27 protein-coding genes are annotated in these 25,003 nt (G+C 71.1%); 6 read left to right on the forward strand and 21 right to left on the reverse strand.

The window, feature by feature from the left end; all coding sequences use genetic code 11:
- Nucleotides 1-542 precede the first annotated feature (542 nt).
- The gene (locus IAG42_RS12635) at nucleotides 543-1,841 is read left to right on the forward strand and encodes a cytochrome P450 (RefSeq protein WP_188337125.1); all 1,299 of its coding nucleotides are present in this window, start codon (nucleotides 543-545) and stop codon (nucleotides 1,839-1,841) included.
- Here IAG42_RS12635 and IAG42_RS12640 read toward each other — a convergent pair.
- From IAG42_RS12640 to IAG42_RS12655, 4 genes are read right to left on the reverse strand one after another with little or no spacing between them, the layout of a single operon-like run.
- Nucleotides 1,838-2,242 carry a hypothetical protein gene (locus IAG42_RS12640; protein ID WP_188337126.1) on the reverse strand — a complete coding sequence of 135 codons (405 nt, stop codon included), beginning with the start codon at nucleotides 2,240-2,242 and terminating at the stop codon, nucleotides 1,838-1,840. The genes IAG42_RS12635 and IAG42_RS12640 overlap by 4 nt on opposite strands.
- Before the next feature lie 23 nt (nucleotides 2,243-2,265).
- On the reverse strand, nucleotides 2,266-2,727 hold the full coding sequence (locus IAG42_RS12645; protein ID WP_188337127.1) for a protease inhibitor I42 family protein: 462 nt from the start codon (nucleotides 2,725-2,727) through the stop codon (nucleotides 2,266-2,268).
- 3 nt (nucleotides 2,728-2,730) lie between these two features.
- A complete protein-coding gene (locus IAG42_RS12650) occupies nucleotides 2,731-4,299 on the reverse strand; it encodes a peptidoglycan-binding protein (protein WP_188337128.1) in 1,569 nt (522 codons plus the stop codon).
- A 20-nt stretch (nucleotides 4,300-4,319) separates the two neighbouring features.
- The gene (locus tag IAG42_RS12655) at nucleotides 4,320-4,766 is read right to left on the reverse strand and encodes a WXG100 family type VII secretion target (RefSeq protein WP_188337129.1); all 447 of its coding nucleotides are present in this window, start codon (nucleotides 4,764-4,766) and stop codon (nucleotides 4,320-4,322) included.
- A gap of 249 nt (nucleotides 4,767-5,015) precedes the next feature.
- Between IAG42_RS12655 and IAG42_RS12660 the strand changes: the two genes are divergently transcribed.
- Both IAG42_RS12660 and thrS read left to right on the forward strand, forming a co-directional pair.
- Entirely contained in the window at nucleotides 5,016-6,683 is a 1,668-nt protein-coding gene (locus IAG42_RS12660; RefSeq protein ID WP_188337130.1) for a serine/threonine-protein kinase, read from the forward strand.
- A gap of 274 nt (nucleotides 6,684-6,957) precedes the next feature.
- Nucleotides 6,958-8,178, forward strand: coding sequence for a threonine--tRNA ligase (gene thrS, locus IAG42_RS12665; RefSeq protein WP_188337131.1), 1,221 nt, complete (start codon nucleotides 6,958-6,960; stop codon nucleotides 8,176-8,178).
- Here the strand turns inward: thrS and IAG42_RS12670 are convergent, their stop codons facing one another.
- Complete coding sequence (locus tag IAG42_RS12670) at nucleotides 8,179-8,364, reverse strand: hypothetical protein (RefSeq protein ID WP_188341796.1); 186 nt, start codon at nucleotides 8,362-8,364, stop codon at nucleotides 8,179-8,181.
- On the reverse strand, nucleotides 8,361-8,645 hold the full coding sequence (locus tag IAG42_RS12675) for a hypothetical protein (RefSeq protein ID WP_188341797.1): 285 nt from the start codon (nucleotides 8,643-8,645) through the stop codon (nucleotides 8,361-8,363). The genes IAG42_RS12670 and IAG42_RS12675 overlap by 4 nt, the downstream gene beginning before the upstream one ends.
- 158 nt (nucleotides 8,646-8,803) lie before the next feature.
- Between IAG42_RS12675 and IAG42_RS12680 the strand changes: the two genes are divergently transcribed.
- Nucleotides 8,804-9,094: a winged helix-turn-helix domain-containing protein gene (locus IAG42_RS12680; protein ID WP_223205958.1), complete on the forward strand. Its 291-nt coding sequence runs from the start codon at nucleotides 8,804-8,806 to the stop codon at nucleotides 9,092-9,094.
- On the opposite strand, the gene IAG42_RS12685 is transcribed toward IAG42_RS12680, so the two are convergent.
- Nucleotides 9,077-10,057: a GNAT family N-acetyltransferase gene (locus IAG42_RS12685; protein ID WP_223205959.1), complete on the reverse strand. Its 981-nt coding sequence runs from the start codon at nucleotides 10,055-10,057 to the stop codon at nucleotides 9,077-9,079. The two genes, IAG42_RS12680 and IAG42_RS12685, sit on opposite strands and share 18 nt — an antisense overlap.
- Before the next feature lie 243 nt (nucleotides 10,058-10,300).
- Entirely contained in the window at nucleotides 10,301-11,164 is an 864-nt protein-coding gene (locus tag IAG42_RS12690) for an alpha/beta fold hydrolase (protein ID WP_188337132.1), read from the reverse strand.
- A 120-nt stretch (nucleotides 11,165-11,284) separates the two neighbouring features.
- Here IAG42_RS12690 and IAG42_RS12695 point away from each other — a divergent pair, with 120 nt between their 5' ends.
- Complete coding sequence (locus IAG42_RS12695; RefSeq protein ID WP_188337133.1) at nucleotides 11,285-11,797, forward strand: CGNR zinc finger domain-containing protein; 513 nt, start codon at nucleotides 11,285-11,287, stop codon at nucleotides 11,795-11,797.
- A gap of 22 nt (nucleotides 11,798-11,819) precedes the next feature.
- On the opposite strand, the gene IAG42_RS12700 is transcribed toward IAG42_RS12695, so the two are convergent.
- From IAG42_RS12700 to IAG42_RS12755, 12 genes are all read right to left on the reverse strand, one after another.
- Nucleotides 11,820-12,476 carry an OmpA family protein gene (locus IAG42_RS12700; RefSeq protein WP_188341338.1) on the reverse strand — a complete coding sequence of 219 codons (657 nt, stop codon included), beginning with the start codon at nucleotides 12,474-12,476 and terminating at the stop codon, nucleotides 11,820-11,822.
- Nucleotides 12,476-13,066 carry a hypothetical protein gene (locus IAG42_RS12705; RefSeq protein WP_188337134.1) on the reverse strand — a complete coding sequence of 197 codons (591 nt, stop codon included), beginning with the start codon at nucleotides 13,064-13,066 and terminating at the stop codon, nucleotides 12,476-12,478. The genes IAG42_RS12700 and IAG42_RS12705 overlap by 1 nt, the downstream gene beginning before the upstream one ends.
- A 32-nt stretch (nucleotides 13,067-13,098) precedes the next feature.
- Nucleotides 13,099-13,758, reverse strand: coding sequence for a pilus assembly protein TadG-related protein (locus tag IAG42_RS12710; RefSeq protein ID WP_394811284.1), 660 nt, complete (start codon nucleotides 13,756-13,758; stop codon nucleotides 13,099-13,101).
- Nucleotides 13,707-13,925 carry a hypothetical protein gene (locus tag IAG42_RS12715; protein ID WP_188341340.1) on the reverse strand — a complete coding sequence of 73 codons (219 nt, stop codon included), beginning with the start codon at nucleotides 13,923-13,925 and terminating at the stop codon, nucleotides 13,707-13,709. The genes IAG42_RS12710 and IAG42_RS12715 overlap by 52 nt, the downstream gene beginning before the upstream one ends.
- Before the next feature lie 148 nt (nucleotides 13,926-14,073).
- Nucleotides 14,074-14,961, reverse strand: coding sequence for a DUF5936 domain-containing protein (locus tag IAG42_RS12720; RefSeq protein WP_188341341.1), 888 nt, complete (start codon nucleotides 14,959-14,961; stop codon nucleotides 14,074-14,076).
- Between the two features lie 25 nt (nucleotides 14,962-14,986).
- Nucleotides 14,987-15,937 (reverse strand): type II secretion system F family protein, encoded by a 951-nt coding sequence (locus IAG42_RS12725; protein ID WP_188337135.1) that lies wholly within the window; start codon nucleotides 15,935-15,937, stop codon nucleotides 14,987-14,989.
- A gap of 82 nt (nucleotides 15,938-16,019) precedes the next feature.
- Nucleotides 16,020-17,405 carry a CpaF family protein gene (locus IAG42_RS12730; RefSeq protein WP_188337136.1) on the reverse strand — a complete coding sequence of 462 codons (1,386 nt, stop codon included), beginning with the start codon at nucleotides 17,403-17,405 and terminating at the stop codon, nucleotides 16,020-16,022.
- The gene (locus IAG42_RS12735; RefSeq protein WP_188337137.1) at nucleotides 17,402-17,740 is read right to left on the reverse strand and encodes a TadE/TadG family type IV pilus assembly protein; all 339 of its coding nucleotides are present in this window, start codon (nucleotides 17,738-17,740) and stop codon (nucleotides 17,402-17,404) included. The genes IAG42_RS12730 and IAG42_RS12735 overlap by 4 nt, the downstream gene beginning before the upstream one ends.
- A gap of 167 nt (nucleotides 17,741-17,907) precedes the next feature.
- The gene (locus IAG42_RS12740) at nucleotides 17,908-19,503 is read right to left on the reverse strand and encodes an AAA family ATPase (RefSeq protein ID WP_188337138.1); all 1,596 of its coding nucleotides are present in this window, start codon (nucleotides 19,501-19,503) and stop codon (nucleotides 17,908-17,910) included.
- A gap of 670 nt (nucleotides 19,504-20,173) precedes the next feature.
- Entirely contained in the window at nucleotides 20,174-20,902 is a 729-nt protein-coding gene (gene cpaB / locus IAG42_RS12745; protein ID WP_188337139.1) for a Flp pilus assembly protein CpaB, read from the reverse strand.
- Between the two features lie 70 nt (nucleotides 20,903-20,972).
- Nucleotides 20,973-21,917, reverse strand: coding sequence for a hypothetical protein (locus IAG42_RS12750; RefSeq protein ID WP_223205960.1), 945 nt, complete (start codon nucleotides 21,915-21,917; stop codon nucleotides 20,973-20,975).
- A 341-nt stretch (nucleotides 21,918-22,258) separates the two neighbouring features.
- Nucleotides 22,259-22,789, reverse strand: coding sequence for a PadR family transcriptional regulator (locus IAG42_RS12755; RefSeq protein WP_188337140.1), 531 nt, complete (start codon nucleotides 22,787-22,789; stop codon nucleotides 22,259-22,261).
- Between the two features lie 138 nt (nucleotides 22,790-22,927).
- Here IAG42_RS12755 and IAG42_RS12760 point away from each other — a divergent pair, with 138 nt between their 5' ends.
- Nucleotides 22,928-23,467: a hypothetical protein gene (locus IAG42_RS12760; RefSeq protein ID WP_223205961.1), complete on the forward strand. Its 540-nt coding sequence runs from the start codon at nucleotides 22,928-22,930 to the stop codon at nucleotides 23,465-23,467.
- 184 nt (nucleotides 23,468-23,651) lie between these two features.
- Here the strand turns inward: IAG42_RS12760 and IAG42_RS12765 are convergent, their stop codons facing one another.
- The gene (locus tag IAG42_RS12765; RefSeq protein WP_188337142.1) at nucleotides 23,652-24,998 is read right to left on the reverse strand and encodes an Nramp family divalent metal transporter; all 1,347 of its coding nucleotides are present in this window, start codon (nucleotides 24,996-24,998) and stop codon (nucleotides 23,652-23,654) included.
- Between the last annotated feature and the right edge of the window lie 5 nt (nucleotides 24,999-25,003).

The raw sequence follows: 25,003 nt of genomic DNA on the forward strand, positions 1-25,003 counted from the left end.
TGCCGTTGGTCTGAACTTACGTGAGGTTTACGTGAGGATCGAGCGAAAAAGATAACGATGCGGAATCGCTTCCTCCGCCTCTTCGCGGGCTGCGCCGCCTCATAGGGCGTGCAGGCGCGGGGAAGGCTGCGCGCAGCGCATGCCTTCAGGGGCGCGGGGAACTGCGCGACCAGCCCCCACCGGGCGGCACCCGGCGACGCGACCGGCGGAGCTACGGCGCCCTCCGGCGACACTGCAACCGCCCCCGCGGCAGACGCGTCGAAATCGGCGGGGCGGGGCGTCCCGCCTCGGCTCGATTTTCGGCGTGAATCGGTGCGCGTTACAGGTACCGGGAGGGGGTCGGTGGGGGTGTCCCCCGCCTGTTTCAGGGGGATGGCCCCTCTTCCGTGGGGCAGGGGGAACGCACGTACCCTTGGCGGACCCCCGCCGCTGTGAACATGCCGTCAGCGCGGCGGCGTTCCGCTCGAAACAACCGATTTGCCCGCCCGTTCGTTCTGTCCGTCCCCGGCGCAGCGATGCGACCACCGCAGAAATGCGAGCACATGTCCGTACGTTCCGCGATAGCCAGCTGGCTGACCCGCCTCTACTTCACCCGGCTCCGGAAGAAGGGGGGCAGTCTCGACCTCTCCATCCTGTCGAAGCTGCCCGAAGGCGCCCTGCTGCCGCTGCGCCGTGACGGCGTCGACCCGGTCCCCGAGATCGGCGCGCTGCGCGACCGTGAGCCCGTCAGCAAGCTGCCCATCCCCGGCATGACGGTGTGGCTCGTCTCCGGCTACGACGAGGCGAAGGAAGTCCTCGGCGACGCCAAGGCGTTCAGCAACGACTTCCGGCATCTGGTGGGCGTGGGCGGTGCCGGGGCCGATCAGAACCCGGGCGGGCTCGGGTTCTGCGACCCGCCGGACCACACGCGGCTGCGCCGCCTGCTGACCCCCGAGTTCACGATGCGCCGGCTGTCGCGGCTGACCCCGCGCATCCACGCGATCGTGGAGGAGCAGCTCGCGCAGCTGGAGAAGGCGGTCGCGGAGTCGCCGGACGGCACGGCGGATCTCGTCGAGCACTTCGCGATGCCGGTGCCGGCGCTCGTGATCTGCGAACTGCTGGGGGTGCCGTACGAGGAGCGGGACGCGTTCCAGCAGTTCTCGGTGGCCCGCTTCGACGTGCTGGGCGGCGCCGGGGCGTCGTTCGGCGCGGTGTCGGCCTCGCTCGACTATCTGCGCGGCGTCGTCGCCGAGCAGCGCCGCAATCCGGGCGAGGGTCTGCTCGGCATGCTGGTGCGCGAGCACGGCGACAACATCACGGACGAGGAGCTGACCGGCCTCGCGGACGGCGTCCTGACCGGCGGCCTGGAGACGACGGCGAGCATGCTCGCGCTCGGCACGCTGATCATGATGGAGGACCGGACGCACTTCGAGGCGATCCGGGAGGCCGAGGACCCGGCGACGGTCGCGGCGCCGTTCGTGGACGAGCTGCTGCGGCATCTGACGGTCGTGCAGACGGCGTTCCCGCGCTTCGCCCGTGAGGACACGGAGATCGGCGGGGTACGGATCTCGGGCGGCGACATCGTCATCGTGTCGCTCAGCGCAGCCGACCGGGACCCGCGTCTCGGCGACGACATGGACGCCTTCCTGCCCGCGCGCCCGCCGGCCGCCTCGCACCTGGCGTTCGGCTACGGCATCCACCGCTGCATCGGCGCGGAGCTCGGCAAGATGGAACTGCGGGCCGCGTTCCCCCAACTCGTGCGCCGCTTCCCGGAGTTGCGCCTCGCGGTCCCGTCCGCGGAGCTGGAGTTCCGCAAGCTGTCGATCGTCTACGGCGTCGACACGCTCCCGGTGAAGCTCTAGGCGTCGGCGCCGCGGGACGAGCGGCGCATGCCGATGAGTTCGGCGACGGCGTGCAGCCAGCGGGCCGCCGCCTTCTCGGCGTCCGGTGCGTCCCCGGCGACCCGCGCCGCCTCCTCCAGCCACGTGCGCAGCAGGGCGGACGCCTCCGGCGAGGGAAGCGGCTCGGCCAACTCCGCCGCGTACCGCAGCCCGCCCGCCCGCACGATCTTGCCGACGTAGGCCACGGACCGGGGCCGCACCCCGAGCCGGTCGAGCGTGACGGCCCCGGCGATCGCCCCGTCCCCGAACAGCGCGGTACGGAACTCCTGCCGGGTGAGCCCGTAGCGGAGCAGCGCGCCGATGTCCGTCTCGGCGAGCACCTGGTCGTCGGTGCGGGACGGGGGCGTGGGCGTGGAAGACATGCGGTGGACCTCGGTTCGCGCGCTCAGCGGACGGTGATCTCGTACTCGAAGTACTCGATGCGGGTCTGGGGGGTGCCCGTGGCCGTGGGGACGGGGCCTGCGTTGGGGGCGGCCGATGAGGCGGGTTCGGCGGTGGCCTCGGCCGCGCTGTGGCAGAAGCCGTTGGGGCAGTGGACCAGTTTCACGGTGGTCCTGCCCTTGTGGGAGGCGGTGAAGTCGAAGTACTGGGTGCCGTCCTCGCCGGCGTCGTTGTCGTCCCGGCGGCCCTCGTAGTCGAGGACCGCGGTGTCCGGCTCGGGGTCGGCGAGGTACCAGTTCTCGCCCATCGCGGAGCTGGCGGGGACCTCCAGGGTGAAGGTCTCGCCCGCGTCGACGCTGATGGACCGCTCCCCCGTGCCGTACGACGCGGCGGAGGAGCCGCCGCAGCCGGTGAGGGCGAGGGTGAGGGCCAGGGCGGGGAGGAAGAGGAGGGGTCTTGTGCGCACGGATCAGTCCTGGTCGATGTAGACGCGGTTCACGTCGCCGTTGTTGTCCTTGTTGAAGCGGTCGTCGGTGACGGCGCTGAAGTCGCCCTTGATGAAGTCGTCCTCGCTGACCCAGGTCGTGGTGCCCCAGGGGTTGTAGACCTGGAGCATGTCACCCTCCTGGCCGACGATCATCACGCCGTGGCCGACCCAGTCTCCGTCGTCCTCGCCCTCGATGTTGATGGGGACGGGCTTGCCGTCGGCGACGGACTCCTCGATGTCGGGCAGGACGTCGCGGCGGTCGTTCTCGCTGTCCATGTCGTGGGACTCGTAGGCGTCGCCGGTGTGGGGGCTCAGTTCCTTGTTGGAGATGTCGACCTGGCCGTCGGAGTCCATGCCGGCGGGCTGACGGTCCCACCACCAGCCTTCGTTGGAGCCGTCGCCCTCTTCGTGGAGCCGCATCTGTTCGTCGGTCAGGCGCTCGCGGAAGTGGGCGTCGCTGTCGTCCTGGCCGTCGGGGCCGCCGGTCAGTTCCAGGGCGTAGACGGGGTCGACCATGGCGCGGGCGGTGACGGTGGACGACGGGACGCAGGTGTTGCCGTCCTGGGACCAGTTCTCCTGGCCGAAGGTCTGGGCCTCCTGGCCCGTCGAGGAGTTGGTGCTGACGGGCGCGAGGTGTTCGCGCAGCCATTCCTCGTCCTTGTTGTGGATCTTGCCGCCGAATTCCTCGACCTCGTCGACCGAGTAGCCGGAGGCGAGTGCCTTCATCAGGTACGCCTTTTCCTGCGGGGTGCCGGCGTCGGCGAGGAGGCGTTCCATGCGGGCGCGGTCGGCGGGTGAGAGGTTCTCCATGGCGCGGCCGGAGCGTTCGAGGTCGTTGGCGGTGAGGATCTCGTTGAGCTCGGGGTCGCCGCCGATGTTGGAGGTGTCGGCGAGGGCGATGCGGTCGACGGCGGACAGTTCGTCGGTGCCCATTTTCCCGGCGCGTGCCTCGGAGGCGTACTTGTTGAGGTCGCGGGCGCAGCGGCGGGCCGCGTCGTCGGCGTCGGAGGCGGCGCCGGCGACCTCGTCGATGCCGTGGCCGGCGAGGGTGCGGGCCGCCTTGCGGGTGGCCTCCTCGCCGTCGTCCTCGTGCCAGTCGTCGAAGAAGCCGTCCTTGTCGCCGAGCTGGGCGCGGGCGTTGCGCAGTTTAGTGCGGCCGCCGCTGTCCTTGGTCTGTGCCGTCTCGAGGAGGTCGGAGAAGAGGATGAGGGCGTTGCCGCCGCCGCGCAGGGCCTCGGCCATCTGGTCGGCGGCGCGGGCGGTGGCGTCGACGGCGTCCTGGGCGAGGACGCTGGTGTCGCCGACCCACACGTCGGGCAGGCCCTTGCGGCTGACGGTGTCGGCGCGGTCGTGGACCTTCATGGCGTCGTCGGCCTGGCCCTTGTAGCGCTTGCCGAGGGATTCGATGAGGGCGGGGTCGCCCTGGGGCGCGGCGACACCGAGCGCGTCGTCGATGGCGTCGATGAGGTCGTTCTTGCTGTCGGCGGAGGCGATGCGGTCGCGCAGGCCGTCGAGGCGGTCGCGGCGGGCGGTGGTGGATTCGGTGGTCACGGTCGAGGCACTCCGCCCTGTCAGTAGTCGGTGAGGGCCGAGGGCCGCTCGGCGTAGGCGGGGCCGGTGGTGACGGGGGCCGTGTCCCGTACGGGGTTGGTGCCGTGGACCGGGTTGGTGCCGATGGGCGGGGCGCCGGGGGTGGGATTCGTGCCGACCTGGACCTTCTGGGCCTGGGTGCGGACGAGGCCGTCGGCGCCGCCGTAGGCGCCCTTGGCTCCGCGGACCTTGTCGGCGAGTTCGTGGAGGGCGTCCTCGATGGTCCGGGACTCGGCGGTCCAGGCGCTGGAGTAGGCGCTGAAGGCGGGGCCCATGTCGTCGCCGCCCAGCGCGTCCTGGCTGTAGCAGGGGGTTCCGGCGAGGAGCTGCCGGATGGCTCCGGCGTCGTCGCCGGCGTGGTCGAGCTCCTTCGCCTGGCTCTTCATGCCGGCATGCCGGACCTGGTAGCCGTCGCCCGAGGCGGCCATGATGTTCCCCCGTATTCGCCTGTACCCGTCAACTCGTCCGCCTGGCGCGGCAGATGGAATGATCATGATCTCCACAAAGCGGCACAGAGGGCAATCCCGGTGCCGCAAGCGCACACAGCTCCGTCACGTCCCGTCCACACCGCCGGTACGCGCGCGCACGCCCCGGCATAGGCTGCTGGACGCGAACCGGCCGCCGGCCGGTTCCCCAGGGGTGGGATCAGGAAGCGGAAGGTCAGGGGGCGGCGGTTCATGGGGCTCGGTGCGCGAGACAACACGAGAACGGTGTTCGGTCCGTTGCAGGCGGACGATCCGCAGGTCGTGGGCGGATACCGGCTGGTGGCACGGCTCGGGGCCGGCGGCATGGGCCGGGTCTATCTGTCGCACACGCGGGGCGGACGTCCGGTCGCCGTGAAGGTGGTGCGGCCGGAGCTGGCGGACGAGCCGGACTTCCGGAGGCGGTTCGGGCGGGAGATGGAGGCGGCGCGGCGGGTGCGCGGGGCGTACACGGCCGAGCTGATCGACGGTGACGCGGACGGTACGCCGCCGTGGCTGGCCACGCTGTACGTCCCCGGCCCCTCGCTCGCGGAGGCGGTGGCGCGGCGCGGGCCGTTGCCGGTGCCCGCGGTGCTGTGGCTGATGGCGGGGGTCGCGGAGGCGTTGCAGGCGGTGCACGCGGCGGGGATCGTGCACCGGGACCTGAAGCCGTCGAACGTGCTGCTCGCCTCCGACGGTCCTCGCGTCATCGACTTCGGCATCTCGCTGGCCGCCGATCTGACCTCGTACACGGTGACGGGCGCCGCGATCGGTACGCCGCAGTACATGGCGCCGGAGCAGGCGGCCGGGTCGGACGGGGTGACGGCGGCGACGGACGTGTTCTCGCTGGGACAGACGGTGGCGTTCGCGGCGCTGGGCGAGCCCTTGTACGGGAGCGGTCCCGCGGCGAGCGTGCTGTACCGGATCGTGCACGATGCCCCTGATCTGGAGCGGCTGCCGGAGGAGGTGCGGCCGATCCTGGCGCGGTGCCTGGCGGCGGATCCGGCGGAGCGCGCGGATCTGGCGGAGGTCGTGGCGTGGTGCCGGGAGCGGCTGGGGTCGGAGCCGGAGCCGGTGGCGTGGACGGAGGTCACGGGGCCCGAGCCGACGGTGCCGGGGCCTGCGCCGGTGCCGGTGCCGGGTGCGGCGGATCCGGCGCAGACGTGGCCGTTGACGGCGCAGGCGCCGCTGGTGATGCCGGATCCGGCGACCTTGCCGGCGCGACAGGAGCCGAAGCGGCGTACGGCGCTCGTGGCGTCGGCGCTGGTGACAGCCGGGGTGCTGGTGGTGTCGGTGCTGGCGTGGCAGGTGATGGACGGGACGCGGGACGACGGGGCACGGTCCGGGACGGGTAAGGGAGCGGGAGCGGGCCCGAGCGCGTCGGCGTCCAAGTCCCCCTCCCCCACGACACCGAGTTCGGGTTCGGGTTCGGGTTCGGGTTCGGCCGACAGGACGGGCTCTCCGCTGACGAAGGACGAGGCGCCGCGTACGTCGTTCGCCCAGGGGGAGGCTTACCCCCAGGTGTGGCTGGACGCGAAGAACTCGGTGAACATCCACAAGGAGCCGGCGCAGCTGAAGACGGCGAAGGGCGACATCCGGTTCAGCTGCACCGACAACACGGGCTGCGAGCTGAAGAGCGACACGAGCGTGTTCGTCCAGAGTTTCGCCAAGCCGGGCGCGGCGACGCGGGACATGTGCGACGTGATGCTGGCGCGCAGCAAGACCCATGTCCTCCCGCTGGCGGCGTCGGCCAACGGTACGGAGATCTGCGTGAAGCATCGCTCGGGGGATGTCGGGGTGCTGGTGTTGCAGACGAAGTCGACGGCGATGCCGGACATCGCGTTCGTGACGGCGGATCTGACGGTCTGGCGCAAGAAGGCGTAGAAGGACGTACCTGGCGGCCCTGCCGGCACGTGTCGTCAGCGGGAGGGGCCGCAGACGAAAAGGACGTGCCGGTGAAACGGGGGGCTGTTACGGTCGCGGTATGAGTCAGCGCAGCGAGTTCTTCGTGACGACGACGCCGGAGAGTGTCCCGGTGTGCTGACTGGTGTGTGATCGATGGTCTGAGCCCGGGGCGAGTGCCCGGGCTCTTTTTTGTTGCGCTGTCGCCGACGCTCCGGGTGCTCGTTCCTCAACCGAGTGAAGTGAGGGGAACGTCGTGGAGCAGCGGAAGAGCGGGCGTGAGCTGGGGTTGTTCGGGACCGATCCGTTGATCGGGGCCGGGCTGCCGTACTGGCTGCCCGACGGGGCCGTCGTGCGGCACGCGCTGGAGGAGTACGTGCGGGAGGCCGAGCGGCGGGCGGGGTACCGCCACGTGTATTCGCCGGTGCTCGGCAAACGGGAGCTGTACGAGATCTCGGGGCACTGGGATCACTACAGCGAGGACATGTTTCCGCCCATGGAGGTGGGCGGGGAGGAGTTCGTGATGCGGCCGAGTCTGTGTCCGCATCACGCGGTGATGTACCGGAGCCGGGCGCACAGCTATCGGGAACTGCCTTTGCGGATGGCCGAGTTGGGGGCCATGTACCGGGCCGAGCTGTCCGGTGTGCTGGGCGGGCTGAACCGGGTGCGGGCCATTCACCTCAACGACGCGCACATCTTCTGCACCCTGGAGCAGGTGGAGGACGAGGCTCGGGGCGCGCTGGAGATGATCAGGGAGGCTTACGCCGCGCTCGGGATCAGCGCGGTGCGGTACCGGCTGTCGCTTCCGGGTGCTGGGGGCAAGTACGTGGCCGCTCCCGAGAAGTGGGAGCGGGCCACCGCGTTGCTGAAGAGCGTGCTGGAGCGGTCGGGGGTGGCGTACGAGGCCGAGGAGGGCGAGGCCGCGTTCTACGGGCCGAAGATCGACGTGCAGGTCGAGGACCGGGCGGGGCGGGAGTCGACCCTGTCCACCGTGCAGGTCGACTTCCACCAGCCCGAGCAGTTCGACCTGCGCTACGTGGGACCGGACGGCGCCCGGCACCGGCCCGTCATGGTCCACCGCAGCATCATCGGCAGCGTGGAGCGCGCCGTCGCGCATCTCGTGGATGTGCACGGGGGCGCTTTCCCGGCGTGGATGGCGCCGAGCCAGATCGTCGTTCTGCCCGTCTCCGAGGGCGAGTTCGCCTACGCGGAGGCGTTCGCGGAACGGTGCCGTGCCGAGCGCGGGCTCCGGGTGGAGGTCGCCGGGCCCGAGCTCGGGAGCCTGGGCGCCCGGATCCGGAACGCCCGGCTCGTCCCGTACCAGGCGGTCGTCGGCGCGAAGGAGGCCGATGCCGGGCAGGTCGCGCTGCGGCTGCGCGACGGGCGGCGGCTCGATCCGCTGCCCGCCGCCGAGGCCCTCGACCGCATCGGCTCCCTCGTCGCCGGCCACAGCACCGAACTCTGGCCCTCGGCCTGACTACGGCGCGGGCGGCAGCAGTTCCAGGGGGTCGATCAGGGGCGGGTAGTGCCGCGCGCAGTCCGGGCACGCGTACACGTTGAATCCGGGGCCCGTCGGCGCGAACACCTCGTGGACCAGTACGGGGTCGGACGTGAGCCGCTCGCAGCGGGCACACATCCGTACCGGGCGGCGGGGCTCGCTCATCGGGTGCCCCCGTGGATCAGCTCCAGGCGCGGGCCCACGTCGATCCCGATCGTGGCCAGATACAGCGCGCGCCGCCGTTCTCGTTGACGGCGGCGCTCGGTCGGCGTCAGGACGTACGGGCGGACCAGCGGGTGCGCGGCGCCGTCGAGCCGTTCGGTGTGGCGGTACGGGGGCGGTGGTGTCGGCGGGGCGGTGACGGTGGTTGCGCGGTGCCGTCCGGCGGGTGCGGGCAGGATGAGGCGTAGGACCCATGCGAGGGCCCTGAGGGTAAGGTCGAACACGCTGACGCTCCTACAGGTAAGCGTTGGCCATGCCCCGGGACGGTTGCAGCCGTCGCCGGGGTCTCTTCGTGCCACGGTAGTACACGTGCATATCTATGCATAGCGGCATGACGCTTCTTCGATATACACGCAGGTCAACGATGTCGTACGTTGTTCGAATGGCAGGAAACTCGGGGCGGAACCACCCGCCTATCGACCCGAACAAGATCGCCTACATCTACATGCAGGTCGCCGACCACATTGCCGGTCAGGTCGCCGACGGCACACTGAGGCCGGGCTCGCGCCTGCCCGGAGAGCGCGAGATGGCCGAGGAGTACGGCGTCGCCTTCCTGACCATTCGGCGCGCGATGAAGGAGCTCCGCGAGCGCGGAATCGCGGTGACGCTCCCCTCGAAGGGCACCTTCATCGCTTACCCAGAGACCGAGGAAGACTCAGCTCAGGACAGCTGAAGCCCAGGTCATATTGATCGCCCGCTCGAAATTGACGTACCCGGCGCGACGGAACGCGGCGGCCATTGGCACGTTGCCGAGATCGGTCGCGGCACGGACGCGCGGGACGTCCTGCTCTGCGAGGACCCGCGTGCCCTCGGCGAGCAGCTCGTCGATGTAGCCCCGGCCGCGATGGGCGGGCAGGACGGCGATGTAGGCGATCGTGGCGTTGTAGCCGTTGTGGGCGGGGATGACGAAGCCGACGGGTTCGCCGTCCGGGAGTTCGGCGATCCGCCACCAGTCACGGGGACTGGAGTAGTGGGCGAACTCCTCCTCGTAGTGCGCGGTGGCCGCCTCGCGCGGTGACATCCGGGTGAGGTCGTCGCGGCCGTGCGCGTCGAGGGTGCCGTCGAGGACGGCGGTCATCAGGTCGATGAGTTCGGCGGGGTCGTCGGGGTTCTTGAGCGGGCGGAACGTGAGGCGGTCGCCGGGCGGGGCGATCTCCGTGCCCGGCTTCCATTCGAGGCGGAGCCGTTCGACGAAGAGCTGGGCTCCCGTGCGTTCGGCGACCGTCATGCGGTCCTCGACGGCTCGGCGGGCGGCCGGGTCCTCGCGCCAGTCCGGCGGGATGAAGCGGCCGTACTCGGGGTGCGTGGAGCCGGGGGTGAGCGTCGCGGCGGTGGCGGTGCGCAGGAGGCGTTCGCCGATGTCGAGACGTTCGGCCTCGGGGAGGCTGTCGTCGAGGTCGAGGATGTCGAGCAGTTGCGGGGCGTCGCCGTCCGGGCGGCTCCACCAGGCGAGGCGGGCCAGAAGACGGTCACCGCGCAGGGCGACCCACATCCACTCGGGCCGGCGGCGGCCCTCGGTGAGGTCGTCGGCCAGCTCGTGGTTGATGACGTAGGGGAAGCGGGTGAAGAGGTCGAGCTCGTCGGCGCCGGTGATCGGGCGCAGGGTCAGGGCAGGGTCGTGCTGAAACTCGGTCAAGGCACACTCCGTGAAAGGCGCCTGTCCGTACCGGGGTTCCAGCTGGTGTGCCGTCTGACTCAGACGTGCTGGGCGGTGCCCCGGAAGGACGTGAGCGCGATGATCGTGCGGGTCGAGACGTCCATCGCTTATCCCTCCTCGTGCTTCGCGTTCGGCCGTGCGGGCCGCGTCGTCGATCTTTCTACGTGACGGCGCGGCCCGGCCACAACCCCTTTTCCGGGGGCGGTGGTTCGGTTCGGCGTTTCAGTCGGACAGGCCGCGCAGGAAGTCGCGGATGAGGCCCGCGCTCTGCTTCAGGCGGGTGGTGAGCGGGAAGTGGCCGGCGTCGAGGAGGTGGACGCGGGCGTTCTTCAGGTCGCGGGTGAAGGCTCGGGCGCCGTCCGGGCCGAAGATGTCGTCGCCCCGGCCCCACGCGGCGAGCAGCGGCGGCTGGTGCACGCGCAGGTACTCCTGCCACTGCGGGTACTGGCCCGGGTTGGTGCCGTAGTCGAGGAACAGGTCGAGCTGGATCTCCTGGTTGCCGGGGCGGTCGAGGAGGGCCTGGTCGTGCACTTCGAGGGCCGGGTCGACGAGCGTGGGGTCGGGGACGCCGTGGGTGTACTGCCAGTGGGTGGCGTCGCGGGTGAGCAGGGCGCGCAGCGCGTCCCGGCGGTCGGCGTTCGCGGGCTCGGCCCAGTAGGCGCGGATGTCCTTCCAGAAGGGCGTGAACCCGTCCTCGTACGCGTTGCCGTTCTGGGTCACGAAGCCGGTGACGCGCTCGGGGTGGCGCAGGGCGAGGCGGAAGCCGACGGGGGCGCCGTAGTCGTGGACGTAGAGGGCGTAGCGCTGGACGCCGAGCTGTTCGAGGAGGGCGTCGACGATGTCGGTGAGGTGGTCGAAGGTGTACGGCCAGGACGCGGGGTCGGGGGCCGAACTCAGGCCGAATCCCGGGTAGTCGGGGGCGATCAGGTGGAACTCGTCGGCCAGCTCGGCCATGAGCGGCCGGTAGCCGACGGACGAGGTCGGGAAACCGTGCAGGAGCACCAGGGTGGGGGCGGCGGGGTCACCGGCCTCCCGGTAGAAGACGTCGAGGCCGTCGATGCGGGCGGTGCGGTTGCGGATCTCCATGATCAGATTCCAACCATCTAAATCGGTTTTGCCGGTTGAACCGCGGCAGGGCGACAGTAGCCCGCACTCCGCCAACCGGTCAACGGGCTTTTAACGGTTGAGCTTGGTTAGGATGGGGTCATGCAGAGACCGCTCACGGGTGAACCGCTGGCATTGGACCTGGTCAACACCGCATGGGTCGACCAGGGGCAGCCCTTCGACCTCTTCGAGGAACCGGGCGCTCTGGACGGCTGGCTCGCCGAACACGGGCTGACGCCGCGCACGTCGCAGGCTCTGGAGCCGTTGCTCCTTGCCCGCACGGCACTGCGGGCTGCCCTCGCCGGGGACTCCGGCCCGCTGAACGACGTCCTCCGGCACGGGGCGCGGCGGCCCCTCCTGGACGAGGACGGCCGGCCCGCCGAACGGCTCGTACTGGACTCCCCCGAGTGGGAGCCCGCCTGGCGCGCGGCCGCCGACTACGTCCGGCTGCTCGGCGAACGCCCCGAGCGCGTCCGCAAGTGCGCCAACGAGGTCTGCGTGCTCTGGTTCCACGACGTCAGCAAGAACGGGCGGCGGCGCTGGTGCTCCATGGAAGGGTGCGGGAACCGCGCGAAGACGACGCGGTACCAGGCACGGCACCGCGTCGGGGAATGAGTCGTCCCGGTCCGCCCGGGGCTCACCCGCTCTTCGGGAACGAGACCTCCACGCGGCGGTTCTTCTTGCGGCCCTCTTCCGTGCCGTTGTCCGCGATCGGGTAGTCCTCGCTGTAGCCCCGCACCTGGAAGGTGAGGTCGCCGCCGTTCGCGCCGAGCGCCGTCTGGAGGGCGTCGTGGACCGCCTCCGCTCGCTGCTTGGACAGCTTGAGGCCGTGGGCGTACGAGCCCAGGTTGTCCGTGAAGCCGAAGACTCTGACCGTGCCGGCCTTCTGGGTGTTGATCTCGTCCGCGATCGCCTGGATACGGGACTTCGCGTGCGGGTTCAGCTTCGCGCTGTCCTTCGGGAACAGGACCTCCGCCTGGAGCGCGAACGTCACGTCCTCGTTGGTGTCCGTCCGCCGCTCGTCGCCGGACAGGTCCTCCACGACGGACTTGATGTCCAGCACCTTGGCGGGGGCCAGGGTGGCACCGTCCGCCAGCTTCAGGCCGGGGCTGTTGGCGTCCACCTGCGGGGGTGGGCTCGTGCTCGTGCTGCCCGGCGGGGCGGAGGCGCCGCCCGGCTCGTCATCGGCGTGGGCCGTACCCGTGGCGGTGCCGGTGGCCAGGAGGGCGGTGGCGGCGGTCAGCGCGGCCGCGGCGGCCAGGCGCCGGTGCGGTCCGATCCGGCTCGGGCTCATCATTCGCCCTCGCTGATCTCGATCGCGGCGGGGGGCATGGCGCCGACCTGGAAGGTGACCGAGTTCGTGCCCTCGGGGGGTGCGGGGAATTGGGCGTACCAGGACGCCGACTCGCCCGAGCGGATCTGACCGTTGAACTTGGTGCACAGGCAGCGGCCCTGCGTGTCGCGGAGGATGAGGTACTTCTTCTTGCCCGCTTCGTCGACCAGGCTGGCACCAGCCAATGAGCCACCGTTCTTTCGCAGCTCCTGCTCGTCGCTGCGCCAGTTCTCGCCCAGCCAGGCGTTGGCCCCGTCGTTGCGCACCGTGCCGGAAACGGTGACGTAGCCGCCCCCGTCCCGCTTTGCCGCGTTGACGGTGACGGTGATGTCGCCGTCCTTGGACTCGGCCAGGACCTTGTCGGGAGTCGCGCTCGGGGACTGCGCTGAATCGCCGCCCTGAGTGCTCTTCGGTGCCGAGGCTGCTGGCTTCTCAGCGTTCGGCTTGTCGTCGTCGCCCCCACCACATCCGAGTGTGCCGAGTGCCAGTCCCGTGGTGAGCGCCACCGCAGCAAGCGCCCGGCGGGTTGTCGTAGTGCGCCGAAGATTCATCGCTGCGGCTTCCCTCTCTGTTCGTTCGGGTGTCAGTCGGCCAGGTGGACGGAGAACAGGTCCGACGCGTCGGGCAGATCGGCCGGATCGAAGTCATCGGGGTCGATCTCGATGTCCTCACCGTCGCAGACGAGTTGAACCGGCTTCTTCGGGTCGGCGTCCGGCGGGATGTCGCAGCGGGGCTCGATCACAGCCGTCGCATGCGCCTTCGCCTTCTGGTTCTCGGTGCCGGGAATGATCGTGTCGCCGACCGTGTAGCGCGTCTCGATCTCGACCGAGTAGCCCGGGTAGCCGTTGACCTCAGTGAGCGCCGGGCCGCCGATCACGTCGGCATCGTTCGCGGCTGCCAGCGCGCTCGCGGCCGCCTCGGCGTCCGTACCGTCGAACCCGTCGCCCGTGAGCCAGTCCAGCCAATCGTCGGCCTCGCCGTCGAGGGCCTGCTCCAGCTTGCCCATCAACTCATCCCGCGCGGACTGTGTGGCGGCCAGTGCCGCTGCGTCCGCCGCTGATTGAGCGCCGTTGCGAGCCGAAGCAGCTTGCGCAAATGCGAAGAAGGCGAACGCCACAAAAAGGAGGATCCCGGTCAGCCAAATGTAGATGGGAAGCGTCGAGCCCCTGTCACTCCGGCACTCTCGAAGCGTCAGCCACCAATGACGTCGTTCACCGCATTGCCGATCGCGTTCGAGATCAATCCGTCCAGGCCCAGCTGGTCGATCAGCGTGAAGATCCCGGCGATCAGAATCATCAGGCCCGCGTACTCCACGAACCCGGCGCCGGAATCCTTCCGTGCTCCCCGGACCCGCTCCCCCAAAGAGTTCGTCCACGTCACCCACGCCCCGAGCACTCGGTCCTTGATCACGGGATCCCCCTTCCGCGCCGTACTCCCCGGCATCCAGAACAACACACGCAACGTACGTGAAAGGCGACCGTGTGCACACGGTTTCGGCAATTACAGGGCAGGCCTTGGCCGGAAGTTGTCGTCCTGTTGCCCTGGGCGTCATCGGTGATCAGCGCCCGAGGATCGAGCCGAAGCTGGAGCCCGAACCGAGGAACATGCCCGTCGCGATCAGGATCATCGTCGCGGGGAGCATGAAGACGAGGGTGACCATCGTGGCCTTCGGGATCGTCTTCGCGGCGCGGCGCCGGGAGTTCTGGGCGTCGGTGCGGCGCATGTCCGTGGCCAGTTGGATGAGGGTGTCGGCGATCGGGGAACCCAGCTCCTCGCCCTGCTGGAGCGCGGAGACGAACTGGGCGACCTGCTCGGAGGAGTTGCGGCGGCGCAGCTCGTCGAAGGCCTGGCGGCGCGGGACGCCCATGTCCATCTGGCGGAGCGTGATGCGGAGTTCGTCCGCCCAGGGGCCCTCGTACTTCTCGGCCACGCGGTCCAGGGCCTGGCGGAAACCGAGACCCGCCGAGACGACGACGGCGAGGACGTCGAGGAAGTCGGGGAGGGTGCGGTCGATGACTTCCTTGCGCTCCCGGGTCGCCTGCCAGATGAGGGCGTCGGCGGCGAGGGCGCCGAAGGCGAGGGTGAGGAGGGCGAGGAGCAGGTTGCCGTTCTTCAGGAAGACCAGGGCCATCAGGACGCCGAAGGCGCCGTAGACGGCGCGGCGGGCGGCGTAGCGGTCGATGGTGAGGCCGCCGGGGTTGCCGGCCATGTCGATGCGGCGGCGCTTGGCGTCGACGCGGCGCGGGCCCATCAGGCGGAGGACCAGGGGGGCGAAGCGCATGCCGAGGCGGTCGACGGCGGAACCCGCCGCCGAGACGCGGGTGGCGCCGACTTCGAGGGCGAGGGCGAGGTCGCTGGGGACCTTGGCCTCGGCCCGGTACATGCGGATGCCGGTGAGGATGCCGAGGACGGCGAGGCCCGCGACGAGGGCGATCAGCAGGCCCATGACGGGGGAGGACAGTGCGGGCACGTCAGACCTCGATCTTTCCGAGGCGGCGGATGACGAAGAAGCCGACGGCGTAGAGGCCGAGGGAGAGCAGGATCAGGGTCTGGCCGATTCCGGAGCCGGTCACCCGGGCGAGGGCGCCCTCGTTCGAGGAGTTGATCAGGAGGAGGGAGCCGAGGCCGAGGAGCGGGACCGTGAACGCGGTGGCGTTGACCTCGGAGAGCATCGTGCGGATCTCGCGCCGGGTCTCCTTGCGGTCTTCCAGGGTCTGCGTGAGGTTGCGGAGGGAGGAGACGACCGAGCCGCCCGCCTTGTTGGACAGGACGAGGGTGGTGACGAGGACGATCAGTTCGCGGGAGGGGAGGCGGGCGGCGAGCTCGTCGAGGGTGTCCTCGACGGAACGGCCGAGCGCCAACTGGTCCGATACGCGCGAGAGTTCCTCACCGGCCGGGGCCTCGAGCTCCTCGGCCGCCATCGCGAGAGCCGTGCGCAGGGCGAGTCCGGCGGCGGTGGCGTTGGCGAGGAGGCGGGCGACGTCGGGGAGCTGGTTGATGAACGCCTCGATGCGCTTCTGCCGCTGCCAGTTGAGGAAGATGACCGCCGCCCAGATCGCGACCGCTCCGGCGATCGGGCCGAAGAACGGGGCGAGGGTGGTCGCCGCGAGGATCCACAGGGCGGCGACGACCGCGGTGACGTAGACGAGGAACTCGCCCGGGGTCAGGTCGAGGCCGGTCGTGGACAGCCGCAGGTGGACGGCGCGGCCCAGGCGGGTGCGGCGCAGCCGGCGGTCGATCCCGGTGAAGCGGCGGGTGCGGGCGCCGGAAGGGAGGGCGGAGGCGCCGGACGCGTAGGTGTCCAGGCGGTCCTCCAGGGCGCGGCGCTGGGCGCGTCCGGAGGCGTAGACGTGGGCGCCCGCGACGGCGACCACGCAGGCGAGGACGGTCGCGCCGAGGGCGATGAGGGCCGGGTTCGTCACTGGTCACCTTCTTCCTTGGCTTCTTCGGCACGGGCGGATGCGGGGGCGGATACGAGGGTGGGTCCGAGGGCGGCGGGCGCGGTCATCCGGTGGCCTCCCGGGTGTTGCGTACGTCGGCGACCTCGACGACCCCGAAGCCGGGCGGGACGGACTCCCCCGCCACGTACAGGCGGTCGGCGACCCGGCGCGGCAGGGGCAGATGCTCGTAGAAGCCGTGGACGCGCCGGTCCTGGCCGGTGGCATCGGGGCCGAGGCCGGTCGGGACGAAGGGCTGGGCGGCGAAGCGGGTGACCGTGTTGATGGTGAACTGTTCGCGGCCGTGCGAGACGAGCAGGGCGATCTCGGTGATGCGGCGGGAGCCGTCGGCGTGCCGGGTCAGCTGGACGATGACGTCGACGGCCGAGTTGATCTGGTCGCGCAGGGCCTCGAAGGGGACGTCGACCTCCGACATCGAGCCGAGGGTCTGGAGGCGGGTGAGGGCGTCCTCGGCGGTGTTGGCGTGGACGGTGGCGAGGGAGCCGTCGTGGCCCGTCGACATCGCCTGGAGCATGTCGAGCGTCTCGCCGCCGCGGACCTCGCCGACGATGATGCGGTCGGGGCGCATGCGCAGGCTGTTGCGGACGAGGTCGCGGATGGTGACCTGGCCCTTACCCTCGACGTTCGGCGGCCGGGACTCCAGGCGGATCACGTGGTCCTGCTGGAGCTGGAGCTCGGCCGAGTCCTCGATGGTGATGATGCGCTCGTGGGGCGGGATCAGCGCGGAGAGCGCGTTGAGGAGCGTCGTCTTTCCCGAGCCGGTGCCGCCGCTGACGATGATGTTGAAGCGGGCGCGGACGCAGGCCGCGAGCAGCATCAGCATGTGCTCGTCGAGGGAGCCGAGTTCGATGAGTTCGGTGAGGCTGTAGGCGCGCGGGAAGCGGCGGATCGTGAGGGTGGCGCCGGTCAGGGCGAGCGGCGGGATGATCACGTTGACGCGCTCGCCGGTGGGGAGGCGGGCGTCGACCATCGGGTTCGACTCGTCGACGCGGCGGTTCACGGTCGACACGATGCGCTCGATCGTCTGCATGAGCTGCTCGGCGGAGGCGAAGCGCAGGGGGAGCTGTTCGACGCGGCCGGCTCGCTCCACGAAGATCGAGTCGGGGCCGTTGACCATGATCTCGGTGACGGAGGCGTCCGCGAGGAGGGGTTCGAGGATGCCGAGGCCGAGTGCCTCGTCGACGACGCGGCGGATCAGCTGCGTGCGCTCCGTGGAGCTGAGGACGGGGCCCTCGCGGCTGATGATGTGGCCCAGGACGCGCTCCAGGCGCAGGCGGCGGTCCGCGGCCTGGAGGGACGACATCTCGGCGAGGTCGATCTCTTCGAGGAGCTTGGCGCGGTAGACGGCGACCAGGCTGTCGTCGCGGGACGGGTCCGTGCCGGGGGCGGTGCCCTGGGGCTGGGTGGCCGCCACGCGGGAACGCAGGCTCATGGTTCGCTCCTGTCGGTCCTGTCGGTCCTGTCGTTGGGCATGGTCGCGGTGCGGTGCAGGTCCCAGCCGTCGAAGAGGGGGATGATCGCGGGGACGTGGACGGTGACGGTGGCCTGGACGGCGTCTCCGGGGGCGATGGCCGCGCGGGGGTGCAGCCAGGTGCTGGTGCTGCCTGTCGCGGCGGCCTGGCCGGTGCCGGGTTCGAGGGATTCGGCGCGGGCGGCGGCGCGGGCCGCTGAGCCGGCCTGGTTGGCGCCGTAGCCGACGAGGCCCAGCTGGATCGCGGCCATGCCGATGATCAGGAGGAAGGGGAGGAAGCCCGCGAACTCCAACATGGAGACGCCTCGGTCACCCTGGGGGCGCCTGTTCGCCGTTGGGGGTTGCTTGTTCGTGGGCGGCTCACGGTGCGTCGTGGCTGGTCGCGCCCCGCGGCGGAGCCGCCGGTCGACACCGCCCCGCGCCCCTGAAGGCGCACTTCGTGCGCCCCAGGGACGCGCCGACTTCACTGGTCCGGGGCTTTCTCTGTCGCGGCGCCCGCCTCGCCCGTCACCTTCCAGCCGGGGTTGATGCCGGGGAAGAAGAGGGGGACGTCCACCCGGACCGTGGCGTGGACGACGGTGCCGTCGTCGGTGCAGGCGATCTGCGCGCCGTTCCAGGCCGACGGGAGGTGCTCGCGGCCCGCGGCGGCGCAGGCGCCCTGGCCGTCGCCGGCGGTGGCGTACGCGGCGGTCGCCGCTCGGGCGGCCTCGTCGGCGGCGTTTCCGGCGAGGGAGTACGTGTAGCCGTACAGGACGCACTGCCAGAGCAGGCCCATCACGACCAGGACCAGCGGGAACATCGCCGCGAACTCGAGGGTGACCGCGCCCTTGTCGGCGCGGCGGCGGCCGCGGCGGCCCGCGGCCTCGGGGGCCGGGTTCGCGACGAGGTCGAGCTCGGCGGCGAGAGTCCAGATGGCCTGCTTGACCGTGGAACGGTTGTCGAGGTCCTGCATGCGGCCCGCGTCGACGGCGGCCTGGAGTTCCTTGTAGGCGGCGGGGATCGTGGTGCGGGCCGTACGGGTGCCCGTGACGCGCTCGACGAGGGTCGCCTGGATCTCGGCGGAGCGGGCGTTGCGGTTGACGACCGTGACCGTCTCCTCCGCCTTGCGGATCTGGAGGCGGTCCCAGAGGCGCACCATGCGCTTGGCGGCGCGGACCGCGACGACGTCCGGGGTGACCAGGAGGGCGGCCTGGTCGGCCAGTTCGATCGCGGCGGCGTTCGCGGCGCCGAGCTGCGTGCCGCAGTCGACGACCACGACCTCGTAACGGGCGCGCAGGGCGTGGACGACCTGGCGGGCGACGCGGTCCGTGACCTCCTCGCCGCGTTCGCCGTCGGCGGGGGCGAGGAGGAGGTCGATGCCGGTCTCGTGGGTGAAGACGGCGTCGGCGAGGACGCGCGGGGTGATGTCGTGGATCGCGGCGAGGTCGGCGACCGAGCGGCGGAACTGGACGTCCAGGTACGAGGCGATGTCGCCGGACTGGAGGTCGAGGTCGAGCAGCGCGACGCTGCGGCCGGAGGCGCGGGCGGCCAGGGCCAGTTGGACGGCGACGAGGCTGGTGCCGACGCCGCCCTTGGCGCCGGTGACGGTGACGACGCGGCCGGCGCCGGTGGCGGGCAGCAGTTCGTGACCGGTGCCGGTGCCTCCGGCGAGGTGGCGGCGCATGCCGGAGGACCAGGAGGCGGCGGCCTGGACGCGCTCGGCGAGGGCGTCGTAGCCGAGCGGGAACGCGACGATGCCGCGCGCTCCGCAGTCCATCGCGGCGGTCAGCAGGGCGGGGCTGGTGTCGGCCGTGACCAGGACGACGCCGACCGCGGGGAAACGCAGGACGAGGTCGCGGATCAGGTCCAGCGCCGGGACGGGGCCGATCCGTTCGTGTACGAGGACGACCTCGGGGAGCTCGTCGATCGACTCGGCGGCCAGGCGGGCCAGGGTGTCGAGCAGGGCGGTGGAATCGGGGACGGGTGGGGCGGGCTCGGTGTTGGGCAGCTGGGAGAGCAGCGTGATGAGCGCGCGCCCCGCCTCCGGCTCCCCCACGGCAACAAGAATCCGGGTACTCATCCCCGACCCCCTTCAGTGACGTGCCCCGCCAGGGGGGCGACGCTGCACGACCCGACCGTCAACTCCGTCGCGGCGCACGGCCGTCGCCCCTGGGAGCACAAGCAGTGCGCCTTCAGGCGCGCGGGGCTGAATCCCCTCAGCGACTCCGTCGCGGCGCACGGCCGTCGCCCCCGGGAGCGCACACAGTGCGCCTCCAGGCCCGCGGGGCTGAATCCCCTCAGCGACTCCGTCGCGGGGCACGACCATCGCCCCCGGGAGCGCACACAGTGCGCCTCGAGGGGCGCGGGGAACTGCGCGACCAGCCACGACGGCGCGGCACTCGTCGATGGTGCTGGACCCCTACGGCGGCGGCGCTGTAGCGGAGGCCCGATGAAACGCGCACCCGGCGCTGGGGTGCCGCCCCAGGCGGCAGACTGCCCAAGGCGGCGCCGACCGGAACACGTACCCGGGGCAGCGGTGCCGGCAGAGGCCAGGCGCCGGGCCGAACGCCCCCGGAGGGGGCGGGTGGGTGGGAGCAGGGCTGCACGAAGGCGCCCCCCAAGGGGCGCGGGGCTGTACCCGTCAGCGGCTTCGCCGCGGGGCGCGAGCAACCACGACGGCGCGGCACCCGGCGACGATCCTCCGCCCCTGCGGCGCGATGCCGAGCCCCGCACCACACCACCCCGCGCCATCACTTGTCCTCGTCGAGGGTGTAGGACCGGTCGCCGGGGGCGATGGCGCCGTCGCCGCCGGGCGCGACCCGGGCGAGGCGGACATGCGTGGCGAACGACTCCGCGTAGGCGACCCGCTGCGCATCCCCCGCCCCCAGCGCAAAGGTGATCGGCACGGCCTCCCCCTGCCGCCGCACAGAGTTCCGGTCCCCGCCGGAGGCCCCCGCCCCCTGCTGGTCGATGGGCGTCAGCTTGCCCACGTCGAGAACCTCCGCGTTCTCGACGATGACCTTCGACTGGTCCTTCTGCTTGTCGTTCTCGGCCTTGAAGGTGGCGTAGATGTTGACCTTCGACCCGGGGTCGATCTTCCCCGCGACGCCGGTCTCCGCGTCGATCATGATGGCGATCTCCTGCTGCCCCGGCTTGAGTTCGGGCCGGTCGACGACCATGTCGCTCTGCAGCAGGGACCCCTTCTTGAGCTGCGTGACGGCGATCTTGCCGCGGATGGTGCGCAGGTCGGTGACGGCCGTTCCGGACAGCCACCGCTCCGGCATCTCGACCTTCTCGAACTGGTCGGCGGTGAGCTCCTTGTACGGCGCCACGTCCGCCTTGAGCCGGTACGCCGTCTTCTCCGGCCCCACCTTGGAGTTCACGTCACGGATCACCGCGAGGACCCCGGCGAACGCGCCGAGGGCGCACAGGGCCGAGACGACCAGGAGGATGACGCCGCGACGCTGACGTGAATTCATGGACCGGACAACCTCGTTGAAGTCGAGTTGAAGGGGGGACGGGCGGAATCGGAGGAACGCGGGGCGAGGGTCAATGCCCGGCGCGCGGCAGCGCCGCCCGCCCCGCACCGGCTCCGGCCGGCGCGAGCACGGGCCGCCCGGCCCCGCCGTACGGTTCGGGCGGCGCCTCGGCGGACAGCCGCGCGGAGCAGAACCCGCAGCGGTCCCCGATGAGTTCGAGCCCGCACCAGCGGCAGTCCTCGCGCTTCACGGAGGAGACCAGCTGGTAGAGCACGGAGATGTCGGGGATCGCGGCGGCGAACTCGACCATCTTTCCGGGGCTGCCGGGCTTCCCGGTGGCCCACCAGCGCGGAGACTCGGCGGGCAGCCGCGTCTCGACGGCGCTCTGGACGCGCCATGCGGCGGCGAGGGTGCCGGTGACCCAGTCGGTGGGCTGCTGCCCGGCCGCGTAGTAGAGCCGCGTGCCGAAGGAGGGGCCGGTCGGGACGGTGTCGGGTCCGGTGACGCGCAGCACCTGCGGTTGCGGGGAGGCGACGACGGCGAACTGGGCGCTCGGCGACCAGGACTTGGTGTGGGCGCGCAGCGACACGGGGACGCGGTCCAGCTTGGCGACGGATCCGACGACGGCGCCCGCGTGGACGTAGTGCGCGAGGAGGCGCCCCGCGGAGGCGAGGACGCCGGGGCTGAAGTCGCAGATGGAGAGCTGGCGCAGTTGCAGGGCGAGGACGGCGAGGCCGAGCGGGGGGAGTTCGGGCCGCAGGATCGCCATGCGGTCGGTCTCGAGCACGGAACGGATCGAATGCAGCCGGTGGACGACCGCGTCCGGGGCGGATTCCGGACAGAGCACGATCACATAGCCGTGCGCCTCGATCAGGGCGTGCACGTCACCGATCGCGCGGTCGAGCGGATACGCGTCCCGGGCGGCGCCCACGGGGAGCACGGCGGCGGTCGGGGTGTGCCGGTCGGGCGAACCGAGCACGAGGTCGGGGTCGGTGACGGCTATTGCGGTCGGCACGCGAATCCCCCCGGTCGTCCTGGCCTCCTCCGGACACCGCGCTGCGCCGCGGTGTGCTTGTCCGAGCACCATATCCACGCGGGCGTCCGTCAACACCCCACTTCGCACTGTTCACACAGTGATCGGCCCGGGTTGGCGAGGAAGCGTCGTTCGAGCCCTTGACATCCCCATTGGTCTGGACCAGTTTGGACCCGCGACGGCCACCCCCTCCACCTCCTCAACTCCCCGCGCTCCGGCCAGAGGACCCGGCCGTCCGTGAACGCGGCGGGCGACCGCCGCGTATCTCCGGGAACCGGGCCGCGCCGCCGCTCCCCCGGCGGCGCGGCCCAAGCCCCACACCTTCACCGGGTCGCCTCCAGCGCCGCGACCTCCTTCTCCGCCCACTCGGCCCACTCCGCCTGCATCGCCATGAACCGCTTGCCCCACTCCAGGGTCAGGCGGCCGTAGACCGACAGGGGGTCGCCGCCCCAGTCCATCGACTCGTCGAAGGACCGGAGAGCGGCCAGGCGGGTTGTGGCGGAATGGGCGCGGGTGCGGAGGAAGCCGCGGGCCTCCTCCGGTTCGACCGCGCCGAGGAGGAAGACGCGGAGCAGGATGTCGTTGCGGCGGTAGCCCTCGGGGGCCGTCTCCAGGAGCCAGTGGCGCAGTTCGGCGCGGCCCTCGTCGGTGATCTCGTACGTCTTGCGGCCGCGCGGGCCCTCCGCCGCGATCCTGATCAGGCCGGCCGCGTCGAGCTTGGTGAGGTCCGTGTAGATCTGGCTCTGGGTGGCGGGCCAGACGTTCTCGAGGCTCGTACGGAAGGTGCCGAGCAGGTCGTAGCCGCTCGCCGGGCCGTCCGCGAGCAGGCCGAGGAGTGCGTGTCGAAGGCTCATGCCAGGCAGCATAGCTCCGACATTCCAGTATTGACATGTCGCGAGTGGAGGTTCTAGCTTTGACATGTCAGAACTGGAATATCGGTGAGCGTCTCTTGTTCGGGGGAACCTGTGGCCTATCTGCGTAGCTTTCTTCCTTTGATCGTCGTCAGCCTGCTGATCGGCACGGTCGACGTCCGGTGGGCGCTGCTCGTCGGGTTCGCGCTCGCCGTCGTGCTCGCCGGCGCGCAGCGGAGGGGCGGGCGGGGGTGGGACGCGCTCGTGATCGAGGTCAGCGCCGCTCTGTACTTCGCCGGGTGCGCGGTCGCCGCGTTCGCCACCCCGGACTCCGCTCTCATCGAGCACTACGCGTCGGCCGGGTCCTCGCTCTGGTTCGCGCTCGTCGCCTGGGGCTCGCTCGGGGTGGGGCGGCCGTTCACGCTCGGGATCGCCAGGACCCAGGTGCCGCGGGAGCTGTGGGGCAATCCGGTGTTCCACAAGGTCAACGTCGTGATCAGCGCCGTGTGGGCGGCCTCCTTCACGGTGAGCGGGATCGGCACGGCCTGGCTGCGGCACGCGCAGCCGCACGACAGCGTGGGGCGCACGGTGCTGACCGTGCTGTGCGTGGCCCTGCCGATCCTGTTCACGGTGCGCTATCCGGACATCGCCCGGGCCCGCGCCATGGCCCGGAGCAACTAGGCCGTGTCCGCAAAGTCCCGTCTGCCGGTCGACGCCTGGCACGCACTCTCGCCGCACCGGGCGTAAGGCCAAGTACATCCAGTACGAGGCCTTGCGCCCGGCACGCCGAGAGCACGCACCAGACGCCGCCCGGCCGCCCTTCGGGCGACGACGGGACTTTGCGGACACGCCCTAGCGGGAGCGGTCAGAAGAACTCCGACCAGGGCTGGTCCCAGATCTGTTTCACGCACAGGACCACGAAGAGCAGGCCCGCGATCGCCAGCATGCCGTTGCTCAGCTTGCCGTTGCGCCAGTTCGAGGGCGTGCGCGAGGAGTTGAGGAGCCAGATCAGGGTCAGCGCCAGGAACGGCATGAACGCGGCGCCCAGGACCCCGTAGAGGATCACGAGGCGGAAGGGCTGGCCCTGGAAGAGCAGGACGATCGGGGGGAAGGTCAGCCACAGGAGGTAGGCGCGGAAGGGCCAGCCCTTCTCCCGGTCGCCGCGCGGGACCTCGGTGCCCCGGGTCCGCGCGCCGCGGTACCGCTCGGCGAAGTCCGCGAACATCAGACTCACGCCGTGCCAGACGCCGATGAGCGAGGTGAAGGACGTGGCGAAGAAGCCGACCAGGAACAGCTTCGCGGTCGCCGTGCCGTACTCCGCCTCCAGGATCTTCGACAGGTCCACGAGGCCCTTGTCGCCCGACGAGATCGCGATGTTCGAGGAGTGCAGGAGCTCGGCGCCGACGAAGAGCATCGCCACGACGAAGATGCCGGTGGTGATGTAGGCGACGCGGTTGTCGAGCCGCATCACCTTCATCCAGCTCGTGTCCGACCAGCCCTTCGCGTTGACCCAGTACCCGTACGCGGCCAGGGTGATGGTGCCGCCGACGCCGCCGATCAGGCCGAGCGTGTTGAGGATCGAGTCCTTCTCGTCGGGCACGACCGGGAGCAGGCCCGCGAACGCGTCGGCCAGGTTCGGGGTGACCCGGATCGCCAGGTACACCGTCACGACGAACATGACGCCGACCAGGACGGTCATGACCTTCTCGAAGACCGCGTACTTGTTGAACCAGACGAAGGCCAGACCGACGAGGCCGCACAGGATCGCCCACGGCTTGATCGACCAGTCGCCCGGGAACACGTCGGGGAACAGTGCCTGGAGCGGCAGCGCGCTGGACGACATCGCGGCGGCTCCGTAGACGAAGCCCCACACGATCACGTAGACCGCGAAGAACCACGTCGTCCAGCGGCCGAGGCTCGCCCAGCCGTCGAACAGGGTGCGGCCGGTGGCCAGATGCCAGCGGCCGCACGCCTCCGCGAGACTGATCTTGACGACGCAGCCGATGACCGCGGCCCACAGCAGGGTGTAGCCGAAGTTGCTGCCGGCGATCAGCGTCGCGACGAGGTCACCGGCCCCGACGCCGGTCGCGGCGACGACGATGCCGGGGCCGATGTGGCGCCAACTGGACTTGCGGGGCCCGTCGAGGCCGTGGGCCGTGGAGTCGGTTCCTGGGGTTCCTGGAGTTCCTGGTGTTCCCGTGGTGTCCGCCATGAACA

The sequence above is a fragment of the Streptomyces xanthii genome (assembly GCF_014621695.1).
Lineage (GTDB): Bacteria > Actinomycetota > Actinomycetes > Streptomycetales > Streptomycetaceae > Streptomyces > Streptomyces xanthii.

What these genes read in the sequence shown, in the direction of transcription:
- IAG42_RS12765 (WP_188337142.1), bottom strand. Translation starts at nt 24,998, where the DNA reads ATGGCGGACACCACGGGAACACCAGGAACTCCAGGAACCCCAGGAACC.
- IAG42_RS12695 (WP_188337133.1), top strand. Translation starts at nt 11,285, where the DNA reads ATGCAGAGACCGCTCACGGGTGAACCGCTGGCATTGGACCTGGTCAAC.
- cpaB (WP_188337139.1), bottom strand. Translation starts at nt 20,902, where the DNA reads ATGAATTCACGTCAGCGTCGCGGCGTCATCCTCCTGGTCGTCTCGGCC.
- IAG42_RS12720 (WP_188341341.1), bottom strand. Translation starts at nt 14,961, where the DNA reads ATGGGCCTGCTGATCGCCCTCGTCGCGGGCCTCGCCGTCCTCGGCATC.
- IAG42_RS12735 (WP_188337137.1), bottom strand. Translation starts at nt 17,740, where the DNA reads ATGTTGGAGTTCGCGGGCTTCCTCCCCTTCCTCCTGATCATCGGCATG.
- IAG42_RS12670 (WP_188341796.1), bottom strand. Translation starts at nt 8,364, where the DNA reads ATGAGCGAGCCCCGCCGCCCGGTACGGATGTGTGCCCGCTGCGAGCGG.
- IAG42_RS12690 (WP_188337132.1), bottom strand. Translation starts at nt 11,164, where the DNA reads ATGGAGATCCGCAACCGCACCGCCCGCATCGACGGCCTCGACGTCTTC.
- IAG42_RS12730 (WP_188337136.1), bottom strand. Translation starts at nt 17,405, where the DNA reads ATGAGCCTGCGTTCCCGCGTGGCGGCCACCCAGCCCCAGGGCACCGCC.
- IAG42_RS12755 (WP_188337140.1), bottom strand. Translation starts at nt 22,789, where the DNA reads ATGAGCCTTCGACACGCACTCCTCGGCCTGCTCGCGGACGGCCCGGCG.
- IAG42_RS12740 (WP_188337138.1), bottom strand. Translation starts at nt 19,503, where the DNA reads ATGAGTACCCGGATTCTTGTTGCCGTGGGGGAGCCGGAGGCGGGGCGC.
- IAG42_RS12700 (WP_188341338.1), bottom strand. Translation starts at nt 12,476, where the DNA reads ATGAGCCCGAGCCGGATCGGACCGCACCGGCGCCTGGCCGCCGCGGCC.
- IAG42_RS12680 (WP_223205958.1), top strand. Translation starts at nt 8,804, where the DNA reads ATGGCAGGAAACTCGGGGCGGAACCACCCGCCTATCGACCCGAACAAG.
- IAG42_RS12660 (WP_188337130.1), top strand. Translation starts at nt 5,016, where the DNA reads ATGGGGCTCGGTGCGCGAGACAACACGAGAACGGTGTTCGGTCCGTTG.
- IAG42_RS12655 (WP_188337129.1), bottom strand. Translation starts at nt 4,766, where the DNA reads ATGGCCGCCTCGGGCGACGGCTACCAGGTCCGGCATGCCGGCATGAAG.
- IAG42_RS12705 (WP_188337134.1), bottom strand. Translation starts at nt 13,066, where the DNA reads ATGAATCTTCGGCGCACTACGACAACCCGCCGGGCGCTTGCTGCGGTG.
- IAG42_RS12640 (WP_188337126.1), bottom strand. Translation starts at nt 2,242, where the DNA reads ATGTCTTCCACGCCCACGCCCCCGTCCCGCACCGACGACCAGGTGCTC.
- IAG42_RS12635 (WP_188337125.1), top strand. Translation starts at nt 543, where the DNA reads ATGTCCGTACGTTCCGCGATAGCCAGCTGGCTGACCCGCCTCTACTTC.